Origin of the sequence: Chryseobacterium salivictor, assembly GCF_004359195.1 — a bacterium.
Lineage (GTDB): Bacteria > Bacteroidota > Bacteroidia > Flavobacteriales > Weeksellaceae > Kaistella > Kaistella salivictor.
In genome coordinates, this window is sequence record NZ_CP037954.1 from 278387 (window position 1) to 291654 (window position 13268).

The following is a 13268-nucleotide window of genomic DNA, read 5'->3' on the forward strand; positions in this document are numbered from 1 at the left end:
GTTGAAAAAAACATTTTTAATCTTATTCGCATTTCTCAGTGTTTTCGCATTTTCGCAAACATTGAGTTCCAAACTCGACAAAACCACTTTGGTTCTAGGTGAACCTGGGACTTTGCACATTCATATTTCTAATCTGCAGGCCAAAGATGTTTTGTCTGCTCCCAAAAATGAACTGCTCCCTTTTCATTTTGAAGAAATAAAAGACAGCATTAATAAGCAGGTTGACACCTATGACCGTGTCATTGAATTTGCCGTTTATGATGAAGGGAAATTCACCATTCCTGCGCTCGATTTTAGAATTAACGGTAAACTTCTAAAAACCATTCCTTACGATGTTGAAGTCATTAATACTGCTCAAAAAGGCGATCAGATCAATGATATCATGAAAAACAAAGAGGTCGATCTCGGCGTGCAGGATTACTGGCAAATGTACAAATGGTATATTTTAGGAGTATTTATTATATTGGCGTTAATTTTCATTATTCATCAACTCATTAAATATGGCAGACGGAAAAAATCTGATCCGGTCGTGATGACCAACCAAACACTGAGAGAATTAGATAAGTTGAAAAAGAAAAATTACATCGAAAACGGAAATTACCGGTTGTTCTATGTAGAACTAATAGATATAACTCGGAATTTCATCACCAAACAATATAAAATCCCTGCCGATGTTTTGCTGACCGACGATTTAATAGATGTCATCAAATTAAACAACACCATTTCTCAAGAAAATGAGAAAACAATAGAAGACATTTTCTTGAGAGGAGATCTCGTGAAATTCGCAAAAGTTTTCCCTGATCAACAAAATATGCAGGACGATTTCGATCAGATGAAAGCTTTCGTAAAAAGGTCTTCCAAGGATTTGGAAGCCGAACAACTAAGAACTGGAGTATAAAAATGATGACACTGGATTTTTTAAATTTCGAATTATACAGCCCGTGGTTCTTATTGCTGTTTGTGACTTTCATCCCACTGATTATCCGCGACTTACACAATAAAAAACGCTCCGGAATCACTGTTCCTTCTACTCAAAATATGCAGGAAAACAAATCGATTCACTTCGTTCTGTTCCTGCTGAAGATCTCAAAATACCTTATTCTTTCCTGCCTAATCATTGCGATGGCAAGACCGCGTACATTTACCATTTCGCAGGATCAGGATGACAGCAAAGGAATCGACATCATGCTTTCAGTGGATGTTTCCCTGAGTATGCTGGCGAAAGATTTAGAACCCGACCGTTTGATGGCGCTTCAAAGCATTGCCAAAAAATTCGTCAACAGCCGGCCTGGCGACAGAATCGGCTTGGTAACTTACGCCGGCGAAGCATTTACCAAAGTACCCGTGACTTCTGATCACGCCGTGGTGATCGATGAGCTGGATCATCTCAGCACTTCAGAACTGACACCGGGAACCGCAATCGGTGAAGGACTTTCTGTAGCAGTCGCCCATTTGAAAAACAGCAAAGCAAAATCGAAAATAATCATTCTGATGACGGACGGTGTCAGCAATGTGGAAAATGCAATGCCGCCGCAAGTCGCCGCCGAATTGGCACGCAGCAACGGGATAAAAGTCTATTCCATCGGAATCGGAACCAACGGTTATGCTTTGATGCCGACCCAACAGGATCTTTTTGGCGATTTGATTTTCACCGAAGCCGAAGTTCAAATCGACGAACCCGTTCTTCGGGAAATTGCGCAAACAACCGGTGGAAAGTACTTCCGTGCCTCTTCCAACCAAAGCTTAGAAGAAGTGTACAACGAAATAAACAAACTGGAAAAGTCAGAACTGAAAACCACCAAACTCTATAATTACCAAGAATACTTCCGAAACTTTCTGTGGATTGCCTTAGCCGTTTTGTTGGTTGACGCGCTGTTGCGCTGGGTTTTCTATAAATTTTTAAGTTAGAAAAGAAATGAGTATTTTTAGGAGCAAGAAGATTTTCGCTTATCCCGAGAGTGGTCCCGCTGTCCACTATATCCCAAGCAGCAGCAATGCCACCGCTTTTGGGGATGCCGTTCCCATCGGGGCTAGAACTTCAGGCAGTTTGTTTTTCAAAGGAAACTGCAAAAAGGAATACAAACAAAAGCCTTTAATAATAATATTTGGAGAAAAAATTATTTAAAAATCCTTCAATGAAAGAAAATTACTTGTTGCATTAAGAAAAAATAAATATAAAAATTTTGTCACTGCTGAGCATTTAATAAAAATCAGACCGTTTCAACATTCCAAAAACAAAATATGAACTGGACTTTAGGAAATAACCTCTATTTAATACTGTTGCTGCTTTTGCCGCTGCTGGGAATCATCATGATTGCCTATATCAAATGGAAAAACCAGCGGAAGAAAATCTTTGCCGAAGCAAGATTTCAGGAAGAATTATTTGAAAAAAATTCAGGTTTTACAAAAGTGCTACCGGTTCTTTATTTATTGGCGACATTATTTTTAGTATTAGCAATCGTAGATCTGCTGAGCGGTTCGGAAGAAGTAAAGAGCAAACAAAAAATGAACAACGTTATTTTCCTGCTCGATGTTTCTAATTCGATGAATGCTCAGGATGTTGCGCCCAACCGTTTAGACGAAGCGAAAAACATCATCATCAACACGATGGAAAAAATGAAAAACGACAAAGTGGGAATTGTTGTTTTCGCCGGTGACGCAAGTTCGATAATGCCTTTAACTACAGATTTCACGGCAGTAGAAACCTATCTGGGCGGCGTAGAAACCAATATCGTGAAAACACAGGGAACAGACTTTTTAAAAGCAATGCAAACGGTTGCAGACAAGTTCAGAAACATTCCGAAAGGTGCACGCCAGGCCGTTCTGCTAAGTGATGGCGAAGACAATGAAAGCAATGAAAAACCAGCGGCAAAATTAGCTTCCAAAGAAGGGATCTCTGTGATCACCGTAGGAATCGGTTCCGAAGAAGGCGCACCGATACCGGAGTATGTGTTCGGTCAGTTGATGGGTTACAAAACCGACAGAGCGGGACAAACTGTGATTTCTAAAAGAGAAACGCTGGCCTTAAAAAATATGGCAAACCAAACGAACGGAACCTATGTGGACGGAAATAACCTCGAAAATGCAACTACTCAAATCATTGATGGGTTGCGTAAAAGCGCAGCTTCTTCCGAAACAATGGTGAAATCCAATAATGCAATTCATTATTATCAGTATTTTCTGGCAGCTTCAATTCTTTTATTTCTGATTATTTTTCTGGCAAATCCTAAACGCGACTTCAATATTTGATTCAAAACCAGCACATTCAGCCGAATTTAACCGAAATTTAACAATTTGATCCATAGACTTTAACAAATAAAGGAATAATTTTGCAGTGATGAATCTGAATTTACTTTTTTCAACGTTTCTTGTACTGTTTGGCTGTTCTGTTTTTTCTGCTCAGGAAAATTACAAGACATTAGTCTTCAAAGGCAACAAGCAATTCGACAAAGAAAACTACGAATCTTCTTCTTCGAAATATATGGAAGCTGTACAACTCAACGATAAAGAGTTTATGGCTCACTACAATTTGGGCAATTCTCTCTATAAAAGAAAAATGTACGAGGAGGCCAAAGCGGAATTCGAAAAAGCAGAGAAACTTTCTGCCACTCTGCCGGACAAAAGTGCTGCGCTTTATAATCTGGGCAACACTTATATGCAGACTGAAGATTCCAAAAAAGCAGCCGAACTTTACAAACAGGCTTTAAAGCAAGATCCTTACAATGAAACCATTCGTAAGAATTACGGAATTGCCATGCTGAAAGAAAAGGAAAAAGAGCAGCAGAAAAAACAAAAAGACAATTCCGGTGGTGGCGGTGACGGCGACCAAAACAAAGATAAAAATAAAGGGCAAGACAAAGGAAATCAACCTCAGAAAGAAGCCGGAACCGGACAACAAAACAAAGGAGCGGGCGAAGGAAAAGATCCCAACGAAAACAAAAACAGTAATTCTGACAAAATGCCCAAAGACCTGCAGGATGCGCTACTGAACCGGGTTGGAAATAAAGAACGGGAAACCGCGAAGAAAATTCTTAACAAAAACTCTTATTCGATGCCGGAAAGCAATGAAAAGGATTGGTGATGAAAAAAAAACTTTCCTACATATTTCTACTATTTTCTGCCGTATTCACTTATGGCCAGGTCACTTTGGCGATATCTGAGGTAAAAGATCAAAAGTTAAATCAGCGGTTTACCCTAACTGTTCTTCTGGAAATCAGCGGTGAAAACATGGAGCAGCAAACGCCGCTTCAAATGCCGGATCTTTCGAAGTTTGATATTATCGGAACTGCATCTGAACGGAATACCATCATCCTGGATGCCAAAAAAGGAGATGCAATCAATCAGCTGGTTTATCAGTGCGTTCTTGCACCAAAACAAACCGGTAAAGTAAAAATTGGTTCTGCATTAGTTACCGTCAACGGCAAAATTTACAAAACCGAACCTTTCGACATTTTCGTAAAAGACAGCGAAAAGACAAGTTCTGTCGCCGATAATGCAGACAGGAGCAATATGTACCTGAATTTGGAAGTTCAGGACAAAGTAGTTTATAAAAACGAACCCACGATCGCCGTTTTACGTGCTTACAGCCGTGACTATGACAATTTCAGAAAACTGGGGAAAATTCATTTTCCTGACCAGCCCAATGCGAATATAAAAGCAGTAAGTTTTGCAAAATCCGAGATTGAATCTAATGCCGGAATGGCTTCTCAGGTTATCGGGGTTTTTATAATTTTCCCGTCTGAGTCAGGGACAGTAGAGATTAATCCAATTTCTGCTTCGTTTGCCAATGCGTCAAAAGACAAAAGAATTTCATCAAATAAAGTACAGCTGAATGTAAAGAAATTACCGGCAGGAATGCCCGGACATTTTAAAAATGCAGTCGGTCAGTTTACGGTTGATTTATTTCATCTCCGCAATGACGAGATTCCGGAGATCGATAAACCTTTACATATTATTTTGAAAGTGACCGGTTCAGGAAATCTGGGAAGTCTGCATTTACCCAAAATTCTGAATTCTGCTGACTATGCTTATTTTCCTCCTAAAATCACCTCGGAAACGGCAGCGAAAAAGAATGGACTTTCAGGGTCTGTAAGTGCTGAATATATTGTGGTTCCAAAAAAATCAGGTCCAGTAGCGATCACGTTTGAAGATTTCTCGTACTTTGATCCTGATACCAAAAAATACTTAGATGTAGGTTCTAAAGAATTGGTGATTGATGTAAAAACATCCGCTCAGATTGCTGAAGAAAAAACAACTTTAGAAAAAGTAAATGATTATACGAATACTGTTTTAGAAACTGTAAACACTCCGGTTTTGCAAACCCAAAACTTTAAAGTAAAAGATAAAAGCAAAATCGACTGGAAAATTGTTTTCGGAAATTTAGCATTGCTGATGACTTTCATTTCCTTATTTCTCATTGTTTTGCGAAAAAGAGAAAAGAGGAAATTGCGCCCGCAACTGATCTCCAGTCCGGTTACAACCATTGCTGAAACGGAAGAACTCATTAGAAAAAACCTCAGCAACCACTTCGAAGAAAGTATAGAATATTTAAAAATTTTAAAAGACAATAAAGATTTTATCAATTTCTTTTCGGCCTACAATGAATTAAACAGAGAAACGAAAGAATCTTATTTTGCAAACACCGATTCAGATTTCCGGGCTATTTTAGAACAAACTAAAGGTCAGCAAATTTCGGAACAATACAGAGTCCTTTCCGAGCGTATTCAAATTGAGAAATTCGCCCCTTTTCATTCTGATGAGCAAATGGACGAGCTCTACAACTCGATTTGCACCTTATATTCAGAAATTAGCAAATAATGATTTATTTTTCATATTTTTGCGAAATTAATAATTTTCACCAATGCTAGAATTTTTCTCTTTAAAAGAAACACTTACTGCCTCGATGATTCTCTTTGCGGTCATCGATATTATCGGGTCGGTTCCCATTATCGTCGGCTTAAAAAAGAAGTTTGGCAAAATAGAGGCTGAACGCGCTGCTATCGTGGCAGGAATTCTAATGATTGCGTTTCTTTTTATCGGGAATACTATTTTAAAACTCATCGGTGTTGATGTAAACTCATTTGCGATTGCAGGAGCAATTGTAATTTTTGTAATCGCATTAGAAATGATCCTTGGTATTGAAATTCAGAAGAATACAGAATCGAAATCAGCCTCGATCGTACCTATCGCTTTTCCGTTGATAGCGGGTGCCGGTACCTTGACGACTACTCTTTCTTTGCGGGCAGAATACCATGACATCAATATCATTATCGGTATTATAATCAATACAATTTTCGTATATTTGGTGCTGAAATCAGCGAACTGGCTGGAGCAAAAATTAGGTGACGGAACACTTCAGGTTCTACAGAAAGTGTTCGGAATTATTCTTCTTGCAATTTCAATCAAACTGTTTACGGCAAACTTCGCCCAACTTTTTTCAACGTATGTTAAATTTTAATATTTAAAAAAATGCAACTGTTCTATAAAATATTCTTGGCACTTTTCATCGTATTTATCGGTATCAATCTGTATGTTATCGAATGGGGTCTCGGATTTTGGCATGAAGAAAATGCTAAGTTCATCTTTTCGATGTCAGCCGGAATTTTAGGGGTAATAATTGTTTTTGTATTACATACGATGAGCAGACTTGCTGCTGCGAAGAAATAAATTTTCTCCTTCTTTTTAAAACCGCATCACATCTTTTACAACACCATTATTTTGGGTATGTTGTATCAATTCTCTGATGATGAATTCCTGAATTTTGTCTTCATCTATATTAGCCGGGAAAAGCAAATGAACATTTGCACCGGCATCTAAAGTAAAGAATAAAGGAAGACTGGTTTCTTTTCGGAACTGCCAGATTTTATTAATTACGGCCAACGTTCCGCTCTTCATTAAAATGAACGCAGGTTCGCTCATCATCATCATCGCATGCAAAGTTAAGGCTTCATGCTCCACCATTTTAATGAAAGCGGCCATATCTCCATTTTTCAAGATTGTTTTCAATGTGGCGAAATTCTCATGCGCCTCCTGAAATCTTCTTTCGGCATAAGGATTCGTGTTCATCAAACCGTGACCAACAGTAGAACTGACTGATTTCTCACCTTCGTGAATGAGTAAAACCCAGTCGTTGAAATTTCTGAAAACTTCATGAATTCCCTCATTCGGATAACGAACTGCAAATAAATCTGAACTTCCGGAAACTTCTTTTGTTTCTCCCCAAACGACCAATCCGTCGTACAAACTTCTGCACGCACTTCCGCTTCCTAATCTTGCCAGGAAACTTGCTTTTCTGAGTTTAAAATCCTGATCAACTTTTCCCGAAAACTGCTCATCCAGCTCCATCAAACATTTAGCAATTGCCCCAAAACCAGACGCCGAACTTGCAATTCCGGAGCTGTGCGGGAACGTATTTTCCGTTCTGATGATGTATTTCCCTTTCAAAATCCATGGCAAATATTCTTCAATATTTTTGAAATATTTTTCAATTTTTTCGGCAAATTTTGATTCTTCATTTCCGGCTAGAAAAGTTTGAACAGAAAACGTATCACCGGCAACAAATTCTATCTCCGTATTTGTTTTACATAAATTTAAAGTATAACTGATACTGGGATTTGCAGGAATCTGATTTTCATATTTCCCCCAATATTTAATCAGGGCAATATTTGAAGGGCACGATTCCGAAACCTTTTTATTTGAAACTGTATAATCATTTGAACCAAAAAAATTTTCCATATTGTCTATCGCAGCTTCGCTGCTTTTTTACCATTAAAATATTTACTGCCATCACGTCATGACTTTCACGAACTTCTTTCAAAAGATCGACGGGAAATTCGTCTTTAAGAATGATACATTTTATCTACAAGAACTGCATATTTCTCTAAGACGACGTTCCGTTTCACTTTCAGAGTCGGCGTTATTTCACCACTTCCTATTTCAAATTCAGAAGACATCAACACGAATTTTTTCACCTTTTCAAAACCCGAAAGTCCTTTCTGAATTTCTTCTATTTTTTCCCGATAAAACTCTTTAACGGTCTCGATATTTACGATTTCCTCCCAAGAGGTAAACGGGATATTCATTTTTGAAATCTGTTCCTGCAGCGCTTCAAAATTTGGAATAATCAAGGCTGTTACATAGGGTTTCCCTTCTGCCACAATCATCGCCTGATTGATATAATTGTTATTGGAGAACATATTTTCCATCGGTTGCGGAGTGATATACTTTCCGTTCGATGTTTTCATTAAATCTTTAATTCGGTCGGTGATAAAAAGATTTCCCTTCTCGTCAAATTTCCCGGCATCACCGGTTTTGAACCAACCATCCGCCGTAAAAACTTCAGCAGTTTCTTTTGGCTTTTTATAATAGCCTTTCATAATCCCACTTCCTTTGGCCAGAATCTCATCGTTATCGCCAATTTTAATTTCGGTATCGCCAAATGGAACTCCTGCCGAGCCATGTTCAAAATGATGGAAAGGGAAAGCTGTTAAAGTCGCTGTAGTTTCCGTCAAACCGTAACCCACTGTGATATGAATTCCCAAAGCTTCAAAAAAACGGGTCACTTCAGCCGAAACGGATGCACCACCACAAGGCATAAACCAAAGTTTTCCGCCCATTTTTTTCTTAATTTTATTAAAGACCATCATGCCCGCAATTTTATTCTTCATCTTTAATAAAAAAGGAACGTTTTTATCTAAGCGTCGCAGTTCTGCCACTTCAGTCCCGATTTCGATTGCCCAATTGAAAATTTTCTTTTTAGAATCAGAACTTTCATTTACCATTTCATGAACGCCGGCGTAAATTTTCTGATAAAATCTGGGAACAGCGCACATTATCGTAGGCTTAACCTCGGCTAAAGCGCTTGCTATAAGCTTGGTATTCTCCAGAAAATACACTTTCGCACCACCGCAGAGTGCGAGTAAAGTCCAGCTTCTTTCGAAAATATGTGTCAACGGTAAAAAAGCCAGTGAAGTTTCCTTCCCAAAGTTTTTAAATTTAAAAAAATCAAAATGTGCTTCTACAGATTTATGGAAATTTCCGTGGGTCAACATCACTCCTTTCGGAACACCGGTGGTTCCTGAAGTATAAATAATGGTAGCCAGACCGTCATCTTCTACCGGAACTATATCAAAAGTTTCTTCGGAGTTCTTAATAAAATCTTCGAGATATCGGCTCTTTTCTTTTTTGATCCAGATTGCTTTTTTCGAAACAAGTATTTGGGTCAAAATCTGGTTTCTGTTTAAAATAGAATATGCCGCATCATACTGTTCCTGATTCCCGACCAGGATCATTTTACATTCAGATTCATTGAGGATATATTCTGCCTGCTGCTCGTTATTGGTAGAATAAATGGGAACAGTTACGGCTCCTAATGACAGAATTGCCAAATCGGTAACAATCCATTCTGCTGAGTTATCGGAATAAATGGCAACTTTGTCGTGCTCAGAAATCCCAGCTTCACGAAGTGCATTTGCGGTTTTAAAAACCAGTCTTCTAAAATCCGACCAGGAGATTTCTGTCCACTTTTCTTTTTTCTTAAAGCCAATTGCCGGTTTCGTCGGAAACTTTGCGGTATTTATGTTTAGAAACTCTGCAACATTCATAATTCTTTTTTATCTGATATATAATTTTTTAAGTGAAAATCAAGACTTTCAAAAACCGGAATAAATTGATAGTCAAGTTTTTTTCTGATTTTTTCGTTAGAAACGATGTGGTGTGAAGTTACCGTCTCCAGATTTACTTTGCTCATCATTCTGAGTTTGGGAAACAGCCATCCGAATAATACATTCAAGACGTAACCTGTCTTCAAAATTCCATTTGAAATAACCTTCGCTTTTGATTTTCCTAACTTTTCACGAACAAAATTGGCAACCTCCAGTATTTTTTTTGTTTCTGAAATAACGATATACCGTTCTCCGAAAATATTGTTTTCCATTAATGAAATGGCGATTTTGCTAACATCCCTTACATCGACATACGTAGTACTTCCGCTCATTGCATAAGGATATTTCTCAAAAGTTTCAAACATTTCACCGCTGCTCGAATGCCAGTTTCCACTGCCGATAATTACGCCCGGATTGATGATGACGGTTTGAAGTCCTTCCGCTGATGCCCGCCAGACTTCCATTTCAGAAAAATGCTTGGATTTGGCATAAGGTGAATGATTAATTTTTGGATTATAATTGGAATCTTCCGTGGTTTCTCCATTTTCATTAACTCCATCCAAAACCGCAGTCGAACTTACAAAACAGAATTTCTGAACCGATGAATTTTCACACGCAAAAAGAAGTTGTCTGGTTCCCTCAATATTGGTTTGGTACATCTTAAGCCGGTGATCAGGATGAAAACTCACATGAGCAGCACAATGATAAACTTCCGTTACTTGATTCAGTGCATTTTTCAGAGATTCTAAATCTTGAAAATCGACATCAATCCATTCGATTTTATTAAACAATACGTCGGGTTCGCCGGTATAAAACCGGTAAGACTCGCGGACTTCCCGTATATTACTGGAAGTTCTTTTGGTTGCCCGAACCGATTTACCGCGTTTCAGCAAATCCAAAACGATTACTCTGCCGAGAATTCCCGTCGCGCCTGTGACTAATACCATAATGTAGAGGAGAGATTTATAGACATGAGATTTGAAACTTTGAGTTATTTTAGGTTTTGAATATTTTTAAATAAACCAGAATTAAACTCTGTTTTCCGAAAGGAAATCTTTCACCAGTTCGTTAAAGTCAGTCGGGTTTTCTGCCTGCACCCAATGTCCGGCATTTTTTACCGTAACAATTGATGCATTGGGAAATTGCTGTTTAATCTGGAATTCATCCTGAGGCAAAATATAGTTGGATTTTTCCCCCGAAACAAATAAAGTTTCTCCGGCAAACACGCCGAATTTTATGGCATTTGAAACAAATTCTGTGTATTTTTCGGATAGGGTTTTCAGGTTAAACCGCCAGTTCAGTTTTTTATCATCCGTCCAATAAAGGTTTTTTGCTAAAAACTGAATCACCGATTTCTCAGGAATATATTGGTGAAGAACTTCTTCCACTTCCTGCCGCGAAGTCACTTTATCAAAATCGATACTTTCCAGAGCCTTTATAATCCCCTGATGATGCGGCGGATAGGCTTTTGGCGAGATATCAACCACGATCAGTTTCTGTACTTTCACGGGATATTTTATGGCAAACTGCATCACGGCTTTTCCACCGAGCGAATGCCCTAACAAATTGACTTTCTCTAACTTGTGGAATTCCATATAATGCAGAATATCATGCGCCAAATCATCGTGCGTCATTTCTGGTGAATGAAAACTTTTGCCGTGATTTCTTAAATCGATTAAATGAACCGGGAAAAACTCGCTCATTTCTTTGCCGAAACTTCCCCAGTTATCGAGCATCCCGAATAATCCGTGAAATACCAAAAGCGGTATTCCGGGTTGATCTTCTCCGTATATTTTTGAGTGTAGAATTTCCATTTTTTTTTAATTAAAGTTTATCCAAACTGAGCGTTAAAAATCTGCTTTTCTCTTTCTATTTCGTTTCTCAATTCTTCTTCAGTAGGCAAAAACAGTTTGTATTTTGAGGCAAACAATTGTTCATTCCCTTTTAAAATAGAATATTTTGCAATATCACTGTCCGTTTCGGTACAAAGCACTATTCCGATGGTGGGATTGTCAGATTCTGATTTTTCTAAATCATCAAACATTCTCACATACATATCCATTTGGCCAATATCCTGATGGGAAATTTTCGCAGTTTTCAAATCCAACAATACAAAACATTTAAGTTTGTAATTGTAAAATACCAAATCGATAAAGAATTGATTGTGGTCTGTTCTGATTAATTTCTGCCTTTCTACGAAAGCAAAACCTTTCCCCAGTTCAAGTATAAATTTTTGAAGATTGTCAATTAAAGCTTTCTCCAATTCTTTTTCGGTGTAGGAAAGATTATTCGGAAGATTTAAAAACTCTAAGACCGTGGGATTTTTAATAAATTCAAATGGATCCAACTGAAAGTCTTTTGTTTTCTCGATCATCTCCTCTTCTACTTCCTTCTTATTTTGACTCATCAAAAGTCTTTCAAAATAAAGGGTAGAAATGTTTCTGTCTAAAGTTCTTACCGACCAATTATTCTCTGCAGATTCTTTGAGATAATAGTTTCTGGCTTTTTCATTATCCTGCCTCATAATCAACCTTATGTGAGACCAGCTCAATTTGGCGCACAGTGTGTACCGCATCTCTTCATCTGGAAAAGTAAGGTAAAACTGTCGGAAATTTCTCAAATTCCGCTCCGAAAAACCTTTTCCAAAAGCCTTTGTAAGTTCTGTTGCGAGTGATTTGACGACAAACTTTCCGTACTCTGCCCTTTCTTCCCCATTTTGTTCCTCTTCAACTATTCTTTTGCCGACGAGCCAGTATGCTTCTACCATCGCAGAATTAATGGCGGAATAAGACTTTTGCCTTGCCAGTTCTAAAATATGCTGAATGTCTGAAACAAAATTCATTTTTTAAATAAAATCGTAAAGCTTTTAATATTTAAAACAATACTACCATTTCGCCAATCTCTTCAGATAAGCCTGTACTGTATTTTCTAAACCCATATACAACGCTTCGGAAATCAGTGCATGACCAATTGAAACTTCCAGTAAATTTGGAATATTATCGGCAAAATATTTTAAATTCTCTAAACTTAAATCATGACCGGCATTGATTCCCAATCCATATTTTTCTGCTTCCAAAGCGGTTTCAATATACGGTTTTATCGCTTCTTCCTTATTTTTCGAATAATGGGTTGCATACGCTTCCGTATATAATTCAATTCTGTCGGCACCTGTTTCTTTAGCATATTTCACCATTCCGGGATTTGGATCTAAGAAAATAGATGTTCTGATTCCTGCATTTTTAAATTCCTCAATCACCAGTTTCAGAAATTCTAAATTGTGTTCGCAATCCCAGCCAGCGTTAGATGTAATAGCGTCATCGGTATCCGGAACCAGTGTTACCTGATCCGGTTTTACGTCCAAAACCATATCGATAAACGGACGGTGCGGATTCCCTTCAATATTGAATTCGGTATAAATTAAAGGTTTTAAATCATAAACATCTTTTCTGGTAATATGTCTTTGATCCGGTCTTGGATGAATGGTAATTCCCTGCGCACCGAATTCCTGCAACTTAATGGCAGCTTCGGTCACACTTGGTAATTCGCCTCCTCTTGCATTTCGAAGGGTTGCAATTTTATTAATATTTACACTAAGTTTCGTCATTT

General features: G+C 38.0%; 14 protein-coding genes. 8 read left to right on the top strand and 6 right to left on the bottom strand.

Features of this window, described 5'->3' with window-relative positions:
* Window position 1 precedes the first annotated feature (1 nt).
* From NBC122_RS01410 to NBC122_RS01445, 8 genes are all read left to right on the top strand, one after another.
* Window positions 2-898 carry a BatD family protein gene (locus NBC122_RS01410; RefSeq protein WP_133438666.1) on the top strand — a complete coding sequence of 299 codons (897 nt, stop codon included), beginning with the start codon at window positions 2-4 and terminating at the stop codon, window positions 896-898.
* Between the two features lie 2 nt (window positions 899-900).
* On the top strand, window positions 901-1908 hold the full coding sequence (locus NBC122_RS01415; RefSeq protein WP_394345889.1) for a vWA domain-containing protein: 1008 nt from the start codon (window positions 901-903) through the stop codon (window positions 1906-1908).
* A 7-nt stretch (window positions 1909-1915) separates the two neighbouring features.
* Window positions 1916-2125: a hypothetical protein gene (locus tag NBC122_RS01420; protein ID WP_133438667.1), complete on the top strand. Its 210-nt coding sequence runs from the start codon at window positions 1916-1918 to the stop codon at window positions 2123-2125.
* A gap of 116 nt (window positions 2126-2241) precedes the next feature.
* The gene (locus NBC122_RS01425; RefSeq protein ID WP_133438668.1) at window positions 2242-3249 is read left to right on the top strand and encodes a vWA domain-containing protein; all 1008 of its coding nucleotides are present in this window, start codon (window positions 2242-2244) and stop codon (window positions 3247-3249) included.
* Window positions 3250-3337: 88 nt separating this feature from the next.
* On the top strand, window positions 3338-4081 hold the full coding sequence (locus NBC122_RS01430) for a tetratricopeptide repeat protein (RefSeq protein WP_133438669.1): 744 nt from the start codon (window positions 3338-3340) through the stop codon (window positions 4079-4081).
* Complete coding sequence (locus NBC122_RS01435; RefSeq protein ID WP_133438670.1) at window positions 4081-5817, top strand: BatD family protein; 1737 nt, start codon at window positions 4081-4083, stop codon at window positions 5815-5817. Before NBC122_RS01430 ends, NBC122_RS01435 begins: the two co-directional genes overlap by 1 nt.
* A gap of 43 nt (window positions 5818-5860) precedes the next feature.
* The gene (locus tag NBC122_RS01440; protein WP_133438671.1) at window positions 5861-6457 is read left to right on the top strand and encodes a MarC family protein; all 597 of its coding nucleotides are present in this window, start codon (window positions 5861-5863) and stop codon (window positions 6455-6457) included.
* A gap of 11 nt (window positions 6458-6468) precedes the next feature.
* Window positions 6469-6666 (top strand): hypothetical protein, encoded by a 198-nt coding sequence (locus NBC122_RS01445; RefSeq protein WP_133438672.1) that lies wholly within the window; start codon window positions 6469-6471, stop codon window positions 6664-6666.
* 15 nt (window positions 6667-6681) lie between these two features.
* On the opposite strand, the gene NBC122_RS01450 is transcribed toward NBC122_RS01445, so the two are convergent.
* The 6 genes from NBC122_RS01450 to NBC122_RS01475 form a co-directional block, all read right to left on the bottom strand.
* A complete protein-coding gene (locus NBC122_RS01450) occupies window positions 6682-7734 on the bottom strand; it encodes a diphosphomevalonate/mevalonate 3,5-bisphosphate decarboxylase family protein (RefSeq protein WP_133438673.1) in 1053 nt (350 codons plus the stop codon).
* Window positions 7735-7838: 104 nt separating this feature from the next.
* A complete protein-coding gene (locus NBC122_RS01455) occupies window positions 7839-9602 on the bottom strand; it encodes an AMP-dependent synthetase/ligase (protein ID WP_133438674.1) in 1764 nt (587 codons plus the stop codon).
* Window positions 9599-10609: an NAD-dependent epimerase/dehydratase family protein gene (locus NBC122_RS01460; protein ID WP_133438675.1), complete on the bottom strand. Its 1011-nt coding sequence runs from the start codon at window positions 10607-10609 to the stop codon at window positions 9599-9601. The genes NBC122_RS01455 and NBC122_RS01460 overlap by 4 nt, the downstream gene beginning before the upstream one ends.
* A gap of 81 nt (window positions 10610-10690) precedes the next feature.
* Window positions 10691-11476, bottom strand: a complete 786-nt coding sequence (locus tag NBC122_RS01465; protein ID WP_133438676.1) for an alpha/beta fold hydrolase — start codon at window positions 11474-11476, stop codon at window positions 10691-10693.
* 17 nt (window positions 11477-11493) lie between these two features.
* Window positions 11494-12504 (bottom strand): PDDEXK nuclease domain-containing protein, encoded by a 1011-nt coding sequence (locus NBC122_RS01470; protein ID WP_133438677.1) that lies wholly within the window; start codon window positions 12502-12504, stop codon window positions 11494-11496.
* 42 nt (window positions 12505-12546) lie between these two features.
* Window positions 12547-13266, bottom strand: a complete 720-nt coding sequence (locus NBC122_RS01475) for a pyridoxine 5'-phosphate synthase (RefSeq protein WP_133438678.1) — start codon at window positions 13264-13266, stop codon at window positions 12547-12549.
* Window positions 13267-13268: the final 2 nt, after the last annotated feature.

Excerpts from the sequence above, each read along its gene's own strand:
- NBC122_RS01415 (WP_394345889.1), top strand. The coding sequence starts at position 901 with ATGATGACACTGGATTTTTTAAATTTCGAATTATACAGCCCGTGGTTC.
- NBC122_RS01420 (WP_133438667.1), top strand. The coding sequence starts at position 1,916 with ATGAGTATTTTTAGGAGCAAGAAGATTTTCGCTTATCCCGAGAGTGGT.
- NBC122_RS01425 (WP_133438668.1), top strand. The coding sequence starts at position 2,242 with ATGAACTGGACTTTAGGAAATAACCTCTATTTAATACTGTTGCTGCTT.
- NBC122_RS01430 (WP_133438669.1), top strand. The coding sequence starts at position 3,338 with ATGAATCTGAATTTACTTTTTTCAACGTTTCTTGTACTGTTTGGCTGT.
- NBC122_RS01435 (WP_133438670.1), top strand. The coding sequence starts at position 4,081 with ATGAAAAAAAAACTTTCCTACATATTTCTACTATTTTCTGCCGTATTC.
- NBC122_RS01440 (WP_133438671.1), top strand. The coding sequence starts at position 5,861 with ATGCTAGAATTTTTCTCTTTAAAAGAAACACTTACTGCCTCGATGATT.
- NBC122_RS01445 (WP_133438672.1), top strand. The coding sequence starts at position 6,469 with ATGCAACTGTTCTATAAAATATTCTTGGCACTTTTCATCGTATTTATC.
- NBC122_RS01450 (WP_133438673.1), bottom strand. The coding sequence starts at position 7,734 with ATGGAAAATTTTTTTGGTTCAAATGATTATACAGTTTCAAATAAAAAG.
- NBC122_RS01455 (WP_133438674.1), bottom strand. The coding sequence starts at position 9,602 with ATGAATGTTGCAGAGTTTCTAAACATAAATACCGCAAAGTTTCCGACG.
- NBC122_RS01460 (WP_133438675.1), bottom strand. The coding sequence starts at position 10,609 with ATGGTATTAGTCACAGGCGCGACGGGAATTCTCGGCAGAGTAATCGTT.
- NBC122_RS01465 (WP_133438676.1), bottom strand. The coding sequence starts at position 11,476 with ATGGAAATTCTACACTCAAAAATATACGGAGAAGATCAACCCGGAATA.
- NBC122_RS01470 (WP_133438677.1), bottom strand. The coding sequence starts at position 12,504 with ATGAATTTTGTTTCAGACATTCAGCATATTTTAGAACTGGCAAGGCAA.
- NBC122_RS01475 (WP_133438678.1), bottom strand. The coding sequence starts at position 13,266 with ATGACGAAACTTAGTGTAAATATTAATAAAATTGCAACCCTTCGAAAT.